This is a genomic window from Delftia sp. ZNC0008 (genome assembly GCF_000799035.1).
GTDB classification, from domain to species: domain Bacteria; phylum Pseudomonadota; class Gammaproteobacteria; order Burkholderiales; family Burkholderiaceae_C; genus Comamonas; species Comamonas tsuruhatensis.
The window spans coordinates 1-16,613 of the sequence record NZ_JTKZ01000587.1 but is presented as its reverse complement, the minus strand read 5'-3'; the positions used below and the strand labels follow the sequence as shown (position 1 = coordinate 16,613).

The 16,613-nt window shown below is 61.4% G+C and carries 19 protein-coding genes and 1 pseudogene; 8 read left to right on the top strand and 12 right to left on the bottom strand.

The features are described from left to right. From L995_RS34420 to L995_RS19470, 4 genes are all read right to left on the bottom strand, one after another. Window positions 1-438 (bottom strand): hypothetical protein (locus L995_RS34420; RefSeq protein ID WP_231574482.1); only part of this gene is annotated, 438 nt, incomplete at its 3' end. A 263-nt stretch (window positions 439-701) separates the two neighbouring features. After that, the gene (locus L995_RS34415; protein WP_082001578.1) at window positions 702-1,211 is read right to left on the bottom strand and encodes a hypothetical protein; all 510 of its coding nucleotides are present in this window, start codon (window positions 1,209-1,211) and stop codon (window positions 702-704) included. Window positions 1,212-1,222: 11 nt separating this feature from the next. Next, window positions 1,223-2,164, bottom strand: a complete 942-nt coding sequence (locus L995_RS19475) for a hypothetical protein (RefSeq protein ID WP_047473074.1) — start codon at window positions 2,162-2,164, stop codon at window positions 1,223-1,225. Between the two features lie 257 nt (window positions 2,165-2,421). Then, the gene (locus L995_RS19470) at window positions 2,422-2,661 is read right to left on the bottom strand and encodes a hypothetical protein (protein ID WP_156136104.1); all 240 of its coding nucleotides are present in this window, start codon (window positions 2,659-2,661) and stop codon (window positions 2,422-2,424) included. Between the two features lie 89 nt (window positions 2,662-2,750). Between L995_RS19470 and L995_RS19465 the strand changes: the two genes are divergently transcribed. Together L995_RS19465 and L995_RS19460 are read left to right on the top strand one after the other, a co-directional pair. After that, on the top strand, window positions 2,751-3,149 hold the full coding sequence (locus L995_RS19465) for a YkvA family protein (RefSeq protein ID WP_047473070.1): 399 nt from the start codon (window positions 2,751-2,753) through the stop codon (window positions 3,147-3,149). Window positions 3,150-3,435: 286 nt separating this feature from the next. Next, window positions 3,436-3,669 (top strand): hypothetical protein, encoded by a 234-nt coding sequence (locus L995_RS19460; protein ID WP_046987481.1) that lies wholly within the window; start codon window positions 3,436-3,438, stop codon window positions 3,667-3,669. 273 nt (window positions 3,670-3,942) lie between these two features. Here L995_RS19460 and L995_RS32150 read toward each other — a convergent pair whose 3' ends face one another. Then, complete coding sequence (locus L995_RS32150; protein ID WP_082001577.1) at window positions 3,943-4,689, bottom strand: HNH endonuclease; 747 nt, start codon at window positions 4,687-4,689, stop codon at window positions 3,943-3,945. 131 nt (window positions 4,690-4,820) lie between these two features. Continuing rightward, window positions 4,821-5,000 (bottom strand): annotated as a pseudogene (locus L995_RS34910) (restriction endonuclease); the annotation flags it as partial. A 485-nt stretch (window positions 5,001-5,485) separates the two neighbouring features. Between L995_RS34910 and L995_RS19455 the strand changes: the two are divergent. The 5 genes from L995_RS19455 (at window position 5,486) to L995_RS32140 (ending at window position 10,860) form a co-directional block, all read left to right on the top strand. Further along, window positions 5,486-6,454 carry an alpha-xenorhabdolysin family binary toxin subunit A gene (locus tag L995_RS19455; RefSeq protein ID WP_231574480.1) on the top strand — a complete coding sequence of 323 codons (969 nt, stop codon included), beginning with the start codon at window positions 5,486-5,488 and terminating at the stop codon, window positions 6,452-6,454. Next, window positions 6,420-6,725: a hypothetical protein gene (locus L995_RS34410; protein WP_231574479.1), complete on the top strand. Its 306-nt coding sequence runs from the start codon at window positions 6,420-6,422 to the stop codon at window positions 6,723-6,725. Before L995_RS19455 ends, L995_RS34410 begins: the two co-directional genes overlap by 35 nt. Window positions 6,726-6,814: 89 nt before the next feature. Then, window positions 6,815-9,232: a hypothetical protein gene (locus tag L995_RS19450; RefSeq protein ID WP_231574478.1), complete on the top strand. Its 2,418-nt coding sequence runs from the start codon at window positions 6,815-6,817 to the stop codon at window positions 9,230-9,232. Continuing rightward, window positions 9,229-10,527, top strand: coding sequence for an RICIN domain-containing protein (locus tag L995_RS19445; RefSeq protein ID WP_047473067.1), 1,299 nt, complete (start codon window positions 9,229-9,231; stop codon window positions 10,525-10,527). Before L995_RS19450 ends, L995_RS19445 begins: the two co-directional genes overlap by 4 nt. 69 nt (window positions 10,528-10,596) lie before the next feature. Next, entirely contained in the window at window positions 10,597-10,860 is a 264-nt protein-coding gene (locus tag L995_RS32140; protein WP_082001579.1) for a plasmid stabilization protein, read from the top strand. Between the two features lie 86 nt (window positions 10,861-10,946). On the opposite strand, the gene L995_RS19435 is transcribed toward L995_RS32140, so the two are convergent. Next, entirely contained in the window at window positions 10,947-11,531 is a 585-nt protein-coding gene (locus L995_RS19435; protein ID WP_047473064.1) for a plasmid pRiA4b ORF-3 family protein, read from the bottom strand. Window positions 11,532-11,718: 187 nt separating this feature from the next. Here L995_RS19435 and L995_RS19430 point away from each other — a divergent pair, with 187 nt between their 5' ends. Next, window positions 11,719-12,156, top strand: a complete 438-nt coding sequence (locus tag L995_RS19430; protein ID WP_016447025.1) for an OsmC family protein — start codon at window positions 11,719-11,721, stop codon at window positions 12,154-12,156. Between the two features lie 42 nt (window positions 12,157-12,198). On the opposite strand, the gene azu is transcribed toward L995_RS19430, so the two are convergent. From azu to L995_RS19405, 5 genes are all read right to left on the bottom strand, one after another. Further along, on the bottom strand, window positions 12,199-12,690 hold the full coding sequence (azu, locus tag L995_RS19425; RefSeq protein ID WP_047473063.1) for an azurin: 492 nt from the start codon (window positions 12,688-12,690) through the stop codon (window positions 12,199-12,201). A gap of 46 nt (window positions 12,691-12,736) precedes the next feature. Next, a complete protein-coding gene (locus L995_RS19420; protein WP_231574477.1) occupies window positions 12,737-13,603 on the bottom strand; it encodes an ABC transporter ATP-binding protein in 867 nt (288 codons plus the stop codon). Then, entirely contained in the window at window positions 13,600-14,688 is a 1,089-nt protein-coding gene (locus L995_RS19415; protein WP_047473061.1) for a FecCD family ABC transporter permease, read from the bottom strand. The genes L995_RS19420 and L995_RS19415 overlap by 4 nt, the downstream gene beginning before the upstream one ends. Continuing rightward, window positions 14,685-15,896: an ABC transporter substrate-binding protein gene (locus L995_RS19410; RefSeq protein WP_047473060.1), complete on the bottom strand. Its 1,212-nt coding sequence runs from the start codon at window positions 15,894-15,896 to the stop codon at window positions 14,685-14,687. Before L995_RS19410 ends, L995_RS19415 begins: the two co-directional genes overlap by 4 nt. Before the next feature lie 14 nt (window positions 15,897-15,910). Further along, the coding region (locus tag L995_RS19405; protein ID WP_047473058.1) for a TonB-dependent receptor domain-containing protein at window positions 15,911-16,613 on the bottom strand (703 nt) is incomplete at its 5' end.

Sequence of the window (16,613 nt, the reverse complement as noted above, 5' to 3'; positions counted from 1 at the left end):
ACACCAATCGGGATTTTTGACCCAGTCAGTGAAATATATGGTGGGATGATCTTCCAGAATGTTGCACCGCGTATAACCAAGCTTTGGCATGGCATAGTGTTGCAGAGGGGTGATGACAAAGAAACAGAGAAGTACAACGCCAGTCCCTGTGAATACAGAGAACGCAAAGATACGCTCTGCTATTTTTAAAGTGCGCTCTTTGCAGGGGATTGATTTCTGTATCATGGCAATAATTCCTGTGACTGCAATTACTGGGAAAAATACAATTGCCAGATGAAGTGGTGTAATTCTTACTGACGGAGAAAAATTCTTCAAGTCAGTGATGGTGTTGAGAAAGGAGTATTTGATGCTCCAGATTGATAGAGCCAAAATCAGTAAAAATGATGGAATACTCCATATTAGAGATTTTCTGATTTGGGCTATGTCTGTTGCTTGCATTTGAGTTCGTGTTAATTTATTTGATAGGCGCTAGCCTATTGATGGATTAGGGTGAACAGGTACACGTCATTGGTCAGTATGGGATGATCTGATCTTCATTCGCTACCTATGCTGTTACGAATGACCAGATTCAAGCGATTGGCTTAATGTCTAAGGAAACTCGAAGGATCTGCGGGAGCCTACGAGGAGTCGTTCTAGTACATGGGGGTCAAACTATGCGGGATAGGCAAAGTACTGCATGCCTTGTGGTATGTGCCTTTTATTTATGGATTTGACTCAGTGCTACCGGCTAGTCGGGCTTGCTGTTTTACCCACTCTCGGCTTTTGCCACGCACGCACCAGTCAGGATTTTTCACCCAATCTGAATAATAAATATTTGGGTGGCCTTTTAATATATTGCAACGGGTATAGCCTAGTTTTGGCATGGCATAGTGCTGCAAAGGAGTAATAATAAAAAGACAAAAAAGCATAAGTAAAATGCCGGCAAATAGAGAAGTTTTTAAAATCCGCTCCGGAATTTTTGTTATGTCTGCCTTGCATGGAATTGCCTTTTGTATCATGATGGTAATTCCTGAAGCTGAAATGATTGGTGCGCATAGTGCAACCAAATCGGAAGGCGTTATTCTTATTGTTGGAGATAGATTTCTCAAGTCATATATTGTTTCAAGAAGAGAATATTTTATACTCCAAATTGATATGATCAGCATCAATAAAAAAGACGGTATACTCCATATCAAAGATTTACGGATTAGATTTAAGCTTCTATATTCCATTTGAATATTCTTCAATTTTTTCGGTGAATAGGGTGTAGCAGATGGACCGGCTCTCCTGAGGGCTCAGTTCCTTTTGTTTTTGCTTCAATGTTGTAGCGCAACTCTTGCTCGGCAACGTTATTGAAATTTACGCGATATATACCATTATTGGCGCTGTTTGTTGTGATTTTTAGTGCAGCAATTACTTTCTTTTTTATTTCCAAAACTTCATCAATTTTGTTTAAAGTAGCACCGGTAAGAACTACCATCACCGCCATGGCGATTAAAGGCCAAATGGCAATGGTTGTCACGCCCGTAGCTATCAGTCCCATACCTACACCCAAGCCCACCATCGTCGCCAACCCCGCCTTGACAGCCTCCACTCCAATCCCTCCCACCAGGTCATGCATGGTCTTCTCATCATTGAAGATGAAATCCAATGTCTCCACGCCGATACCCACGACCAAGCTCAAGATGAAGCCCCCTCTGGCCACGCCCTGAAGGCCGCGCATGCCCAGGCCCATCTGGACCATGCGGGGATTGGTGGTGAGAAAGCGCGTGCCCTGCAGCAGATTGCCGCGAAACCCGGCTCGGCCCGTGATGATGATATAGGTGCCTTTGGGCGTCGCCTTGACATAGGTGCGCGCACCGGCAAGGCGCAATGCAATCAGCGTTCTGGTGAACAGGTACGCGTCATTGGCCAGCATGGAGGCGGGGATGGTCCAGGGTTTGCCGGCATTGGGGCTGGCCGTCTGTGTCCAATACCGGCCCAGGGCGCTTTGGGCCAGGATGGCGCGCAGGCTGGCCTCCAGGCGTGGGTCATTGCGCGACCTGTCTTGCAGGACGCCTAGGAACTCTTGCGGCGTGAGTACCACCACGTCCACCTGCTGGCTGTCCATGGCGCGGGTGATCTGCCTGTTGAAGGCCTTTTCATAGCTGATATACGGGCGGGTGAGATCTGTGGATGTTGCCATGGCCTGCAAGCGAATGGTTAATGGAATGAATAAGGAAATGGTGGTTTGCCAAATGCCAGAAAAATCACAAACGCAGGCCTACCCTCGGTCCTGTGAGAAATCAGGTCCGATCAAGGTATGGGAGTGGGAATTGCGCGTTCGCAATCATTCACAAGGCCAATGTCAATCAATGGCCTGGGAATTCCGTTGTGAGAGTCCGGCTATTTGATTTCTTGGGTATCTGGAAGTCAAGCAGAAAGGCCGGTGACTGATTATTTTCAGATTATTCCTAGATTCATATGCGAGATGCATGCCTTGAGCACAGGCGATATGGGTCTTGGAATGGGGAAGAGGGCGGTGATAAAGCCTTGCCAGTCAGGGCAGCCATTGCCCCGGTGGACGCAGGCCAGCCAGCACAGCCGTGCTGCGGGCCTTTGCAGCCACAGGCGCATCACCGTGGCGATACCGTCGTGAAGATCCGGTGCAAGGAAACCGCACGCAACGAGCTGGCGTTCCATATCATCGAATGCTGAGCGGGCCTGGCGGCGCAGCCCCAACGACAACGGCCAGCCACCATCATCCAGCCCGTTCACAACCTCGCACATCCATGACAGCCGGTGAAAGATTGAAGGCCTGGGCACGACGCATCAAGCGCGATTGCGTCACCCTGTGGTTTGCCTGCAAGAGCCCCCAGACGCCCTGGTATGCCAAGACCCTGGGCGCCTTTGTGGTCGCCTACGCCCTGAGCCCCATCGACCTGATCCCTGACTTCATCCCCGTGCTGGGCTATGTGGATGATGTTCTGCTGCTGCCCGCGCTGATCTGGCTCACCGTGCGGCTACTTCCCCCGGCCGTGCTGGCCGACAGCCGCCAGCAGGCCGAGGCCTGGATGCAGGTCCAGGGCCGCAAGCCCCGAAGCCGTGCCGGAATCGCCCTGGTGGTGGGCGTCTGGCTATGTGTTTGCGTTGGGGCCTTCCTTGTGTTCAGAGGGCGCTGGGGTCTTTGAGCGAGGCGCTTTGCCGGGCTGAGCGGAGGCGGGCGGACAACAGTCAGGATGCGGGCGCTGCGCCAGAGCGCTGTATCATCTCGCCCAGGTGCTGAACACACCTTCACAGGCGGTCCCGCCACACTCCCGAAAGCAGTTGGACGTACTCACAGGAGGCCTTATGGCTGCTTTCCTTGCGGGCGTATCAATGCCCAAACCCTCTCCCAATCCTTTGCATGACCCCGTGCTCCGAGTGCATGGGCATTCCTTTGCGTCAGCTGCCAAGCTTGCTCATTGAGGAGTTGCCATGCTGTACTTTCAACTTTCCGAGCCCGAGTACAACAGCCTGCGGCGCGTGCAGGATCAGTTGGGGCTGATTTCCAGTTTGATCATTGGCGCCTACCCGGGGCATGCCTTGGAGCCGGTGACTCCTGGGCAATTGCTTGCGTTTATTCAGGCGCAGGAAGAGGTGCTTGAGGGGGTGATGGGGGAAGTCAAAGAGCGCGGGGTGGTGAGGAGGACAGTAATGGTGAATGACTAGAAAATCTGGTAAGAATTACTATGCAGGCAAAAGTAATTTTGCCTGTCTTTCATTTGGCATTCTTGTTGCTTGAGAATTTTTATTGCAAAAATTTTATGTTTTGATTTTTGATTCAATAGATTAATGTGGAATAGTAGCAGCACTTGGATAATGGGTGGTGGAAAGAAGCAGTCGCCTAGAATCCACTGTACCGATCAACAGAAGCTGATGGTCTAGAAGTACTGTAAAGTGAGCAATGCCGTACACCGGCTCGGAATGTAAAGAGAGATCGAATTAGTTGAAAATCTCTTGGCGAGCCTTTAAGGAATGTTTGATTTTTTTGAATAACTCATCTCTCATCTGGAGTCCTGACAATGCTTCGCGGTAGGACTGTGAAACCTTCAATTTAGCCGATAGGATCACGCGTCCGCTCTCGTCAATGGTGAGTAGGTTACGATCAAAAAGTCTATGTAGATCAGTGCGCAATAAAATTCCGTTGGTCGTTCCATTTCCGCCTCTTGCATTAACTTCAATAATGTGTGCGGCATCTAGCAAGTCAGTGCAGGTCTCACCAGTCAGTGCACATTTTCCACCATAAACCGTTTCCATGGTATATCGAAAGTTCTGCTGGCGCTTGATTCGCGCAACGGTCTCGTATTCCAACGTCGCGCGCATTGCCTCAGAAATTAAAATAGCTCGACCACGACCGGACCAACCAGGTTTTTCATCCAGCCATTTGGCTCTCGCAGTGCGTTTTTTCGTATCGATTTGTAGTAATGAATGTCCCCATGCTTCATTGTGCTCTGCTGCACTCTCATTGTTCGCTTTTTCATAGGTTAGCCTAATTTCATGCGCAGAATCCCGAACTACGTGCTGATCCACACTAGCTTGGTAAATCAATTCGTTCTCTAGCTCTGGCCAACGTTCGATAGTCTCAATTCTGTGACCGCACCGATAGGGATCGCCGGTAAGGTTTAATCGGACGATCTCTATTCCGGATTTCCATTCGATGAGGACGGTGTGGCTAAAATCGCTTGTCATTTACTTGAATACCTTGCTATAGACTAAGAGTAGTTGGCTGTGGCAGCGCTCGCGTGCTGCAGAGATGGCCGCGATTTCCAAGCAAAGCTGGGCGGGGCGGATTTGAGCATAGTAGCTAGCTAGTGCCTTGCGGCCGTGGTGGCCAATTGGCCGATTTGCTGTGGGCTTTGTGCTGCAGGCAGGGGACGGATGGCAATGGAGTGCAGCACCATGTAGCTGGTGAGTGCCAACGCAATGCCAGCCCACCAGGGCAGCATGGCGATCAGATCCATGAGGTCTTCTGCCGTGCTGGTCTTTCGTTTTCTTGCCACTCCCGCTCCTCCATCGTTCAAATTGCAGAACATTTTGCAACATTTATGGGTGAGGAGAATTCCTGTGCCAATGGGTGCGGTGAAATCAAGAGAAATTGACACTGATGGTGTCTTCTGGCTGGCAATGAATGTGTGCAATGTGCTATTGATTGAATAGCAGGTGGTGTATGCCTGGTCTGTGAAATTCCTTGCCTTGTCATTTGGGGCAATGGACTGATCGTGCTCATTGCCATGGGTCGCGCAGGGGACAGGCTCCTTGGGGTGGGAGAGAGCAGTCAGGCGGCTGTCCTTATCCCCAGTGCTGTATGAATTTGTGTCGCTTGTTTGGGGGACATACAGTGCCATGGCGGCTACCTAGCATCCGGTCGACTGGAGCGCAAAAGGAGGGGTGGCGATGACAGGAGATGGTCATTTTTCAGCGCTGCCACTTGCTTGCACACCGATTCGAGGCCGAATCCGGCCTTTCACTATCAGGAGCCTTCGCCATGTCCGACCCTGCAAACTCAACGAATGCGTTCACCCCGTCTGCTGATATCTGCAAGGGAATCTCCGTTCTCAGTTCAGAGGACTGGATCGGGCTGACGACGTTCTTTGAGTCTGCAGTCACCGACAACCCGACCACCACGGAGCTGATGCGCGCCATGCTGGGCATGCAGAAGCAGGATGATTTCAGGCCGGAGTTTTCCGAAGCGGTGGAGCTGTTCGTCACGCTCAAGGGTGTCGGCCAGAAGTTCAAGGCCGATGTGCAGGACAAGATGCTGACCCTTGCCGACGATATCGTTCAGTACAACGATGTGGCGGCAACCACCTATGAACGGCTGATCGAGCTGGTGGACCGTTTCGATCTGGAGGGGGCGCCCACCCCATCGGCGGAGCCGGCAGTGGAAGCGAAATGGAAGGCCCTGGTCAAGGTTTGGGAAAGCGATACGCCCAGCGGGCGTTCGGAGCAGATCAAGCGCAATTTCAGCAGCGCGCTGGAGCAGCTGATTGAAGACGCCGATGCGCGTTCGAAGCGTGCCTTTGCGCTGCAGAACTCCATTCTTGACAACGGCAACGGAATACTGATGCGCCTGAATGCCTGCAAGACCGCATTCAATGGACAAAAGCAGAAGTTCACGACCACTCTGGGCGCCGAGGGTGCTGCCAACCAGAAGCTGAAGGCCGCCGTGGAGAAGCTGGAGAACGACTTGAGGGCACTGCGCCGCAAGGAAAAGAATGAAGTCATCGTGCTGTCCACGTCTCCGGCCTATCTGGCGATTCCGCTTTTCGGGCCGCTGATTCTGGCGGGGGTGGATATCGGCGTGGGTGCGGACCTGGCGGTCACGCGGGGGAAGATTGCCGAGAAGGTGGATGAGGTGAGAACCATCCAGGCCACGATGGCCACGAACGAGCGCTTCATCGGCTACTACAACCGCAGCAATGATCGCTTTGACAGCATCAGCAAGATGCATTGAAGACCTGGGTCCCAAGCTCAAGACGCTGGGCGAGGCATGGCGCGCGATTTCTGCCGATCTGGGCAACATACACAAGGTCTTGAGCACCACTGGCCGCAAGTCCCTGCAAGGGGAAAACTGGTTCAGCCTGACGGTGGTGCTGGGCACGGCCAAGAAGGGCTGGGCGCGTGTCGCCGAGCAGGCAGACCATTTCCGCCGTTTTGGCGGCACGCCGAAGAAGGCGCAGAGCGTGGACCAACTGGTGGAACTCGCCAGCAAGAAGGCAGCCTGAGCGATCTGCTCCGGCCTTTGTCCCACCGCTGCACAGGTGCAGTGCCTTACCTGGAACCACCCGCCATGACTTCAGCAATGACTCCCGCTATGACTCCCATTGAATTGCGAACCCTGATCGATCGCTACCGTGCCGAGGACCTGGTGCCGCCAGGGCCGCTGGTCTGCAGCGGTGGCCGCGCGCCGGACGGCAGCTTCAATCCCTTCGGCATCGTGGCCGATCTGGTGGTGGACCTGCAGGTGTCGCTGGATGAGGCCGACGCGGCCGGCCTGCAGGCGCTGGACATCCATGCCGATACCGTGTTGGTGCCCGAGGGGTTCGACAGGCGGCTTGACGGTGCGGTGCGGCGGCTGACGGTGGTTGCCCGCCGCATTGTTTCCGAAGGCACGACGGTGCTGCGCATGCTGCATGACGAGGACAACGAGCTCAGCAGGGTGCGCATTTTCGTGGAAGCCGTGGAGGGCCGGTTCACGCTGTACGGCAGCCCCACGCGCGACACCCCTTATGCGCTGGAGGAGGCCTGGGACACGGTGGCGCGGCCGCAGTTCAGCAATTTCCTGTGGCAGGACAACCGGGCTGTGGTGAAGCACACCCCCGTGCCGCCGGGCCTGCTGGAGCATGGCGAGCCGATGCACAGGGTGCTGGCCGCGCTGTTTGCCCTGAGCGCCGGCATGGCGGGCAGGCCCGGCCATAGCGACCACAGCGCGGCCGAGCTGGCGCTGTGCCATGAGGCGCTGGCCTGGATCACACGCTGGTCAGGGGTTGAGTCCGGGTTTGGCGAGTTGATCCAGGCGGCGGGTTCGCTGCAGCGTCTGCTGCCGGTCATGAGCGTTGACGGGCTGGCCAGGCCGATTCCTGATCTGAGCGCCGGCAGCTATCTGTCGCTGGCCAAGGCCCGGCAGGAGGTGATGTCGGCCATGGAGGCCCACCTGCGCAGCCTGCGCGCCAGCGGCGAGCTGGCAGGTGCCGTGGGCAGCGTCGCGCAGGCGTTTGCCGACCGGGATACCTTGGACCTCAAGACGCTGGAGGCACGTTGCACCGAGCTGGAGCAGCGGTTGATTCAGCAGATCGAGGCCCTTGACCGCGCCGCACGCACGGTGCGCCAGGAGGAGCTTGCAGCGGAACTTGCCGCCATGCGGCTCAAGCTTGAAAGCGACGTTGCCCAGATCGTGCGCACCGTGAAGATGAGCCTGGAAATCGCCTTTGGCGTCATTGCAGTCGCGGGCAGTGTGGCCGCCCTGTGCGTGGGCGTGCCGCCCGACCCGAAGGCGTTGACCGAGACCGGTCAGAAAGGCGTGCTCGGCCTGAAGGATTTGTACGGGCAGGCCAAGACGCTTGGCGGCAGCATAGACGGCCCGCTCAAGGCGCTGAAGGCCCTGGGCCAGTCGTTTGCCATTCCCCTGCAATGGGCCAGGCACAACTCCAGCACGCTCAAGAATCTGGTGGATCCCGCCAAGGGCGCATTGAATGCGGTGCTGCCGGTGATCCGTGGGCCGCTGGGCGGGCTGGATGTCGAGGGGATTTCCCGGGAGCTGGGCGACACCATGCGTGCACTTGCGCTCATGCCGGATGCCAATGAAGCCAAGGCCGCCTGGACGGTGCTGGAGAACGATGCCGTCAACCGGCTGGATCTGGTGCTTGCCACGGAAGGCACCGAGGCGGCCGTGCGCAACGCCGCCAACACCCTCAAGACACAGGTGCAGAAAGTGGCCGTCTATGGCCGCCTGCTGGCAGAGCAAAGCGCATCCAAGAATGCCATTGCCCGTGAGCTTGCCACGCTCAAGCTGGAATACGTTGCGGTGATCGGCAAGCGCAAGCGCCTGCAGGCGCTGGAGCAGCAGGCGCTGACAGAGCTGGAGCGCAGCGCGCGGCTGCAGGGGGAAATCACCCTCAGGGCAGAAAGTGCGCGCCGCGGCTTCTTCGTGGACTGCTTCGGGACTCGCGCCGCACAGGCCTACGAGACCGGCAAGCAGCCCGGCCACCGCCTTTCGATGCCGGGCACGGCCGCTGCCATGGCAGATGCGCATGCCACCCTGCTGGCAGACCACGCCAGCGCGCGGGCGGCCAATGCGAGGACCCAAGGGGATTTGCGGCGGGAATTGCGGGTCACTGACGCCGCGCTGCTGCAGCAGCTGGCGCATGGGCAGCCCATCAGCCTGTCCATTGCCACCAGCCATCCGGCACTGGCCAGCTACCACCGCATCCGCCTTTCGTCGGTGCAGGCCTGGCTGGAGTTTGCCGATGCCTCGGCCCAGCGCATCGATATCGACATGGTGACCGGCAGCGACTTTCACGACAGCACGGGCAACGGGGACGAGAGGCTTTTCTGCTCGTCCCTGAAGATCAACTTCACCTACGCCGGCGACCAGATCGAGTTCTCGCAGCATCTGGGAGACGTCTGCCCGACGCCGTTCACGACCTGGCTGATCGAAGTGCTGGAGCCCCGACAGATGCCGGCAGCGCCTCGGGCCCTGCGCCTGTTGATGGCCGGCACTGCCGCCAAATGAGCCGGCTTCTGTGGCTGCCCGCCGCTGCCACGGCGCTGTGCTGCGGTGGCGCTCTGGCATCAAGCTGCCGCGTCGAAGCCGAGCCCGCGCGTGAGCCAGTCGCACGGCAGGTATGGACCGATATCGCCGAGTTCTCGTTCCTGACCGGGCTTGATCTGGACGATGCCAGCGGCCGCATGACGCTGGTAAGGAATCTGGAGAGCATGCAGTCGTTCCCTGCGCTGAAGGCGGCATCGGCCGCTTGGGGCACGCTGCGTGCCCGTATCGACGGGCTGGCCGATACGGTGCAAAAGCTGGGGCAGGCCGTCGGGCGTTTGCAGCAGCTTTGTGACCAGTTGGATGCCGTTTCGCTGACCCCCGACGCACCGCTGGACGAGGCCCGATGGAATGCGGGTGTCGCAGCCGTTGAGACGGAGATGGATGCGGCCATTGCGGCGGCTGCACCCGTCGTGGCGCAACTGGAAAGTCATGCCTCGCTGCTTCGCGTGGCCGCCGCGCACCATGCCCGGCAGCCGCCACCGGCAAACGCGGTGGTCCGCCTTGGGCCCGCGCCGCAGGCGATGGCAACGGAATTCAGCACCCTGGCATTGCGCTGGCGGGCCGTGGCCTCCGACCTTGCAAATGCTCGCCGCATCTTGCCGGTGAGGCCGGTGCGCGGCTCGTCCGCGCCCCTGATCACCATGACGGCCGCCATGCGGGAACTGGCCCAGATCTCCGCCGAGGCACACGCACTCTCGGCCCAGCGGCTCAGCGATGCGGATTTTCGGCGCTACGAGACGGGCGACTACCTGTACGACCAATGCCCCATGCTCAAGGACCGCCAATGGGTCGGGCTGCAGAACCTGTACTGGAGTGAAAGGCGCAACGCGGTAGCGCTGCTGCAGGGCACGGGCCTTGTGTCGCCCCCGGGGCTGTACAACGTCAAGCCATTGCAGATTTCCGTCCCGGCCATGATTCTGGGCGCCGACAGATGGAGGTTCATGCGCACCGGCAAGGGCTACTGGCTTGTCCAGAATGCGGCGTTCGGACCGGGCACCATGGCGCTCGATGTCACCAGCGTGGCCGGGAAATCGCATCTTGAACTGAAGATGACGGCGTCAGCGGGAGACGCCCCACGCTTCAGCGGCCAGCAATGGCGCTGTGCGCCCAGCGACCTGCCGGGCCAGTTCCATCTCTACAACCGCTTCCTGTCGGATGCCATCGTGCTGGACACGGCCAATGACAATGGCATTGCCGTCATGCTGCCGGCCACCAACCGCTCCTCTGGCCAGTATTGGCGTGTGATCGAGCGGTAAGAGTGGGCCTACGATGCTTCATCTGCCTCGGGAAGTTGCCCGATGCAGTGCAACGATTGGAGGCCGGCCATGACCACTACGACGCACTACGATAACGCAAATTTTCTACGTGAACTTGCAGAGAACCTGCCACGCATCCTCCCGTCCAGCCGTACCGGCCAGATGGAGTTGCTGCAGCGGTTGGCAGATGAGGAACTGGCTCAGGCGGAATATGACGATTGGGTGCGTGCAAAGGTGGCTGCTGCCCGTGCGGGCAAACAGGCCGGGATGGGTACGGATCAGGTTCGTCAGCTCCTGCAGGCTCGTGCGCGGGAGCTGCGCGATGGCGCATAGGTCCCGCTGAGAGGGCAAAGATCGCTGGATGAGTGTGGAAGGCTGGCAAGCGCCAGGCAGATGCCGCATCCACCCGTCCCATCTCCTCACCGCAATTTGAAGATGGCCTTGTTCGTGTCGTTCAGGCTGAAGCCTTGAGCATCGAAGGGGCCGCCCCACCACATCCACAAGTCTTCGTGCCGTTCGTGGTCCGGGTTGTGGATGGCTTCCAGGAAATCCATGTAGCCATCTGGGCCACCCACGTCCTCGGGCGGGCAGGCGTTCTGGCCGCTGATGCACATGGGCCAGGTGTTCTTGTCCTCGATGGCGGCCAGGCGCTGTTCGACCACCACGCTGTGCTCCCAACCATCGCCGAAGTCATAGCTGTAGCTGAATTGCTGGACGGTTTCGCCCAGCAGGTCTCCAAGTTTGTACTTGCGTTCGTTGAGCACATCGGGTTCGGTCCATTCCGGGTCGGGTGTGCCGTAGCGCTTTTCCTCGATCCTGAATTCATGGAGGTGGCTGTTTTCCCAGCCCATTGCGGCCTGGATAACCCGGTCCAGTTTGGCCAGAGTGATGGAGCCGGGCACGAGGATGCACCGGCGGATGGTGGGCTTGATGTGCTGCAGCTCGATCCGGAGCTGGTAGATGCAAAGAGGCGTGCTGCGACGCGCTGGGCTTTTGGTGCTCATGGCGCGTAGCGTATCAGCCGGGAATCAAGAGCGGAGACCGCGATAGGGGTGGACGCGCGGGACGGGTCCGTTGACTCATTCGCTGTAGGACTTGCTCCGAGTGGCTGGCGCGCCCCGGGACCACGCCTTGCCCTGTGGCGCCTGTGCTGTGATGGCGGCTTGTCCAACCAACGCACAGGAGAAACACATGTCCGAGAAAACCGCTTCCGTCCATTGGGAAGGTGCAGGCAAGACCGGCCAGGGCCGCATCAGCACCGAAACCGGCGCGCTCAAGGACCATCCGTATGGCTTCGGCAGCCGCTTCGGGGATGACCGCAAGGGAACGAATCCCGAGGAGATCGTGGGCGCCGCGCATGCGGCGTGTTTCACGATGGCCTTTGCCTTTGCCTGCGAGAAGGCGGGCATCGCCACCGAGATGCTGGACACCACGGCCAAGGTCCGGCTTGCCAAGGATGGCGAGGGCTTCAAGATCGACCGCATCGCGCTCACGCTGCAGGCCAAGGTGCCCGGCATCGACGATGCGCAGTTTCAGAAAATCGCCCAGGAGGCCAAGTCCCAGTGCCCGCTGTCTAAGGCGCTGGCAGGCGTGCCCGAGGTGACCCTGGTGGCCACGCTGCTGCATTGAACGCGCAGGCCCTTTGGGCCTTTGCCGCGTGGTGACGCGGCTTCAATCCTCCAGTACCAGCCTTCCCCGCATGGGCAACGCATGCGAGGGATACGAGCAAAAGTAGGTATAGCTCTCGCCCTTTTGCAGGCGCGCCACGGGGAAGGTGACCGAGGCGTGCTCGCCGCCCGACAGCATTTGCGTGGCGGCGATGACGCGTGCGTCGGCGTGGTCCACCCAGGCCCGGTCGGGACCGGCGCGCAGGCCGTCGGCGATGACGGCGTGGATGTCGGCGCTGCGGGCCAGCACCCAGTTGTGCCCGGCTTCCTGCCAGGGCTTCCTGCCGGTGTGGACCAGGTGGACGGTGAAGTTCTCGCAGCGCGCGCTGACGCGGATTTCCGCCAGGCTGAAGCGTTTGCCGGGCTGGCCTTCAATGGTGGTTTCGCAGGCGGGATGGGCCACGCTGGATGCGGGCGTGGGGTGGGCATGCTGGGCCTGGGCGTTCAGGCAGAAGGCGGCCAGCAAGGCAGCGGCGGCGGTGATGCGGGTATGCATTCGGAATCTCCAAAAAAGCGGATGGATCTGGAATCGGGGACCGGGCTCAGGCCGCAGCCGTCAGCCCGTCCACGATGACCTGGGGCAGGCCCTGGGAGCAGGGCTCCACCCGGGCCTGCACGCCGTAGACGTGGGCCAGCAGGGCGGGGGTGATGGCCTGGGCGGGCGGGCCGTCGGCCAGCAGCTGGCCTTGCTTGAGCACGATGACGCGGTCGGCGTGGCGCAGGGCGGCGCCCAGGTCGTGCAGCACGACCAGGGTGGTCATGCCGTGGCGGCGCGTTTGCTCGCGCACCAGCTGCATGACGTGGAACTGGTGGTTGAGGTCCAGGGCAGACAGGGGTTCGTCCAGCAGCAGCACGCGCGGTTCGCGGATCAGGGCCTGGGCCAGGCCTGCAAGCTGGGACTGGCCGCCAGACAGCTCATCGAGGTGGCGCATGGCCAGGTGGGCGATGCCCAGGTGCTCAAGCAGGGCGGCAGCCTGGGTGACCGCATCCGGGGAGCCGGCCTGCTGCGGGCGCGTGGTGTGTGGCGAGGCCCTGCGCGCGGCCAGCAGTGATTCGATGACGCGCAGGTGCACGGCGGCCGGCAGGGCCTGGGGCAGGTAGACGATGCGGCGGGCGCGCTCGGCCAGGCTGGCGTGCTGCAGCTCCTGGCCTTCCAGCGTGACGTTGCCCTGGGCGCGCACCAGGCCGGCCAGGGCACGCAGCAGGGTGGATTTGCCGCTGCCGTTGGGCCCCAGCACCACGGTGAGCGTGCCGGTGCGCAGCGGGGCGATGTCCAGCGATTCGATGACGCGTCGGCGCCCGTAGGAGACGCTGAGACCCTCGATCTGCAGACCATCTTGCGTGAGAGGTGGCAGGTTGGTGGGTGCGAAGTGCGGGGTATTCAGGGAGGTGTTCAGGGTGGTGCTCATGTCCGCCCCCGCGTGCGCAGCACGATGGCCAGGAAGAAGGGAATGCCCACCAGCGAGGTGACGATGCCCACCGGGATGATCACGCCCGGGATCAGCGTCTTGGACGCCACCGAGGCCAGCGACAGCACCAGCGCGCCGACCAGGGCGGCGGCGGGCAGGTAGAAGCGGTGGTCATCCCCCACCATGCGGCGCGCGATGTGCGGTGCCACCAGGCCGATGAAGCCGATGCTGCCCACAAAGGCCACGGACAGTGCGGCCAGCAGGCTGATGCGCAGCAGGGCACCCAGGCGCAGGCGGCGCACGTCCACGCCAAAGCTGGCGGCACGGTCTTCGCCCAGGCGCAAGGCGGTGAGGCGCCAGGCGTTGAGCAGCGAGAACGGCAGCACCAGGGCCAGCGCGGCGGCCAGACCGGCCACCTTGGGCCAGGTGGCGCGCGAGAGGCTGCCCATGGTCCAGAAGACCAGGCCCTGCAGCGCCTCGGCCGTGGCCACGAACTGCAGCAGCGAGACCAGTGCGTTGAAGCTGAACACCAGGGCAATGCCGAACAGCACCACGCCTGATGCGCTCATGCCGCCCCAGCGCGCCACCAGGTCCAGCAGCAGGGCCGAGGCCATGGCGAACAGGAAGGCGTTGGCAGGCACGGCCCAGGCCGTTGGCACGCCGGGCACGCTCCAGTCCAGCACGATGGCCAGGGCCGCGCCAAAGGCGGCCGCCGAGGACAGGCCCAGCGTGAAAGGGCTGGCCAGCGGGTTGGCCAGCACGGTCTGCATCTCGGCGCCGGCCAGGCCCAGGGACAGGCCCACGGCCACGGCCATCAAGGCGTAGGGCAGGCGAATGTCCCAGACGATGACGCGCAGCGCAGGCGGCGCCTGGTCGGCATGGCCCAGGGTGGCGATCAACTGGTCCAGCGCCAGCCCGGAGGGGCCGGTGGTGAAGTCCAGCAGCAGCGCGCCCACGATGGCCGCAGCCAGCAGGGCAAGCACCAGCACGCGCAGTGCGGTCAGGCGCCGGTAGCCCCTGGCCAGCGGCGTGGCGCTGGCGGCCGGGCTGGCGAGCTCCACGGGCAGGTCGGCGGCCATGTTCATCGCACGGCTCCGCTGGCCGCTGTGGCCGCTGCCTTGGCAGGCGCATCGCCCCAGAAGGCGCCGTGCATGGGCAGGGCGGGCAGGAAGCGGCGGTTGATCTCGTCCAGTGTGGCCTGGGGGTCGATGTCGCCAAAGCGTTCTGGGTAGAACCACTTGGCCATGGCCTCGATGGCCAGGATGTTGGTGGGCGCGTCGTAGAAGTTGTGCCACAGGCCGTGGGCGCGGCCCTGGCGAACGGCGCCCAGCACCTCGAAACCGGGGCGCGCGGTCAGCGCCTGCAGGCTGGCCGAGAGGTCGGCCGGTGCCACGCCGCTGCCGGCCTTGAGCATGAGGCGGTTGCTCTGCGGGCGGCTGCCGGTGGCGATGTAGACCTCGGGGTCGGCGGCGATCAGGGCTTCCTGGTGCATGTCGCCTATGGCGCCGGGCACCTTGCCGGCCGCGACGTTGATGCCGCCGGCCGCCTCGATGAATTCGCCCATGTTGCCCTTGCCCACGGTGTGGCAGCACCCGTCCCAGACGCCTGCCAGCAGCTCGGCGAAGACGCGCGGGCGCTGGCTGGTGGGAATGCCCTCCACCCGCTGGCGCACCTGCTGCAGGTGCTGCTCGTAGAAGCGCGCATAGGCCTCGGCCTGTTCCTCGCGGTGCACGGCCTTGCCCAGGATGCGCATGCTGGCCAGGGTGTTGCGCACGGGCTGGGCGCGAAAGTCGATGAAGACCACGGGCACGCCGGCCTTCTTGAGATCGTTGACCAGGCCGCTCTGGCGCCCCGGCCCATGTCCGCCCAGGCCGAAGATGGCGATGTCGGGCCGGGTGGAGACCGATTGCTCGGCGCTGACGCTGTCTTCCGAGGTGCGGCCGATGACCGGGATGCGGTCTATGGCCGGGAAGCGGCGCCGGTAGTCGGCATAGCCGTTGGGGTCGGCGAAGGGCAGCTCGCCTTGCCACCCGGCGATGCGGGCCAGGGGCTGGTCACCCTCGATCAGGGCCAGGGCGTAGAGGAAGCGGCCCTCGCCCAGCAGGATGCGCTCCACCTTGGCGGGGATTTCGACCGTGCGGCCGACGATGTCGACCACGGTGGCGGCCGGTGCATTGGCAGCGGTGCCGGCAGGCGAGGCCGCAAGCGCGGAGGCGGACAGCAGGGCGGCGGCGCAGGCTGCGGCCAGCGCCAGCAGTGCGCGGCGTGTGGTGAGACGTTGGATGGATGTCATGGTGTGGCCCCTGCTCAGAAGGACAGGTCCAGGCCCGCCGTGTAGGTGCGGCCCGCGCCCGGCACGCCGTAGAGCTGGAAGCCGTCCAGCGAGGCGCCGATGCGGCTCCAGTAGAAGCGGTTGGTGAGGTTGTTGATGTTGAAGCGGGCCGTGAGCTGGCGGTTGATGCGCCAGCTCAGCGCCAGGTTCTGCACGAAGTAGCTGGGCGCTTTTTCGTGGTCGGCCACATAGATGGGATGCACGCCGTTGGGGCCGTTGACCGTGCTGGACGTATTGTTCTGGCCGCCCACCATGACGTTGTCCGTATAGCGGCGCTCGCCCACGTACTGTGCGCCCCAGCTCAGGGTGACGGCGGGCGTGACCAGGAAGGAGGTCCAGACGCTGCCGCTCCAGTCGGGCACGTTCCTGGCCTCGGCACCTTCGTTCGCGCCCTTGGTGAGGCGGCTCTTCAAGTGGGACAGGCCGGCGTACACCGACCAGCGCGGCGTGATCTCGCCCTGGGCGCCCAGCTCGAAACCCTGCACCCGCTTGGCGGGCAGGGCGCGCACGGGCGAGACGCTGTCGGGGCTGTACTCCCACGATTCGCTCAGCTCGGTGCGGAACACGGCGCCGGTCAGCGACAGGCGCCCGCCCAGCACGTCCCACTTGCTGCCTGCCTCCCAGGTTCGTGACAGGGCCGGCGCATAGGCCAGCTGGGCGGCCGTGCCGTAGACGCGG

Coding starts and splice junctions, on each gene's coding strand:
- L995_RS32140 (WP_082001579.1), top strand. CDS start 10,597: ATGACCACTACGACGCACTACGATAACGCAAATTTTCTACGTGAACTT.
- L995_RS19430 (WP_016447025.1), top strand. CDS start 11,719: ATGTCCGAGAAAACCGCTTCCGTCCATTGGGAAGGTGCAGGCAAGACC.
- L995_RS19450 (WP_231574478.1), top strand. CDS start 6,815: ATGACTCCCATTGAATTGCGAACCCTGATCGATCGCTACCGTGCCGAG.
- L995_RS19415 (WP_047473061.1), bottom strand. CDS start 14,688: ATGAACATGGCCGCCGACCTGCCCGTGGAGCTCGCCAGCCCGGCCGCC.
- L995_RS32150 (WP_082001577.1), bottom strand. CDS start 4,689: ATGACAAGCGATTTTAGCCACACCGTCCTCATCGAATGGAAATCCGGA.
- L995_RS34415 (WP_082001578.1), bottom strand. CDS start 1,211: ATGGAATATAGAAGCTTAAATCTAATCCGTAAATCTTTGATATGGAGT.
- L995_RS19465 (WP_047473070.1), top strand. CDS start 2,751: ATGACAGCCGGTGAAAGATTGAAGGCCTGGGCACGACGCATCAAGCGC.
- L995_RS34410 (WP_231574479.1), top strand. CDS start 6,420: ATGATCGCTTTGACAGCATCAGCAAGATGCATTGAAGACCTGGGTCCC.
- L995_RS19475 (WP_047473074.1), bottom strand. CDS start 2,164: ATGGCAACATCCACAGATCTCACCCGCCCGTATATCAGCTATGAAAAG.
- azu (WP_047473063.1), bottom strand. CDS start 12,690: ATGCATACCCGCATCACCGCCGCCGCTGCCTTGCTGGCCGCCTTCTGC.
- L995_RS19460 (WP_046987481.1), top strand. CDS start 3,436: ATGCTGTACTTTCAACTTTCCGAGCCCGAGTACAACAGCCTGCGGCGC.
- L995_RS19470 (WP_156136104.1), bottom strand. CDS start 2,661: ATGGAACGCCAGCTCGTTGCGTGCGGTTTCCTTGCACCGGATCTTCAC.
- L995_RS19420 (WP_231574477.1), bottom strand. CDS start 13,603: ATGAGCACCACCCTGAACACCTCCCTGAATACCCCGCACTTCGCACCC.
- L995_RS19455 (WP_231574480.1), top strand. CDS start 5,486: ATGTCCGACCCTGCAAACTCAACGAATGCGTTCACCCCGTCTGCTGAT.
- L995_RS19410 (WP_047473060.1), bottom strand. CDS start 15,896: ATGACATCCATCCAACGTCTCACCACACGCCGCGCACTGCTGGCGCTG.
- L995_RS19435 (WP_047473064.1), bottom strand. CDS start 11,531: ATGAGCACCAAAAGCCCAGCGCGTCGCAGCACGCCTCTTTGCATCTAC.
- L995_RS19445 (WP_047473067.1), top strand. CDS start 9,229: ATGAGCCGGCTTCTGTGGCTGCCCGCCGCTGCCACGGCGCTGTGCTGC.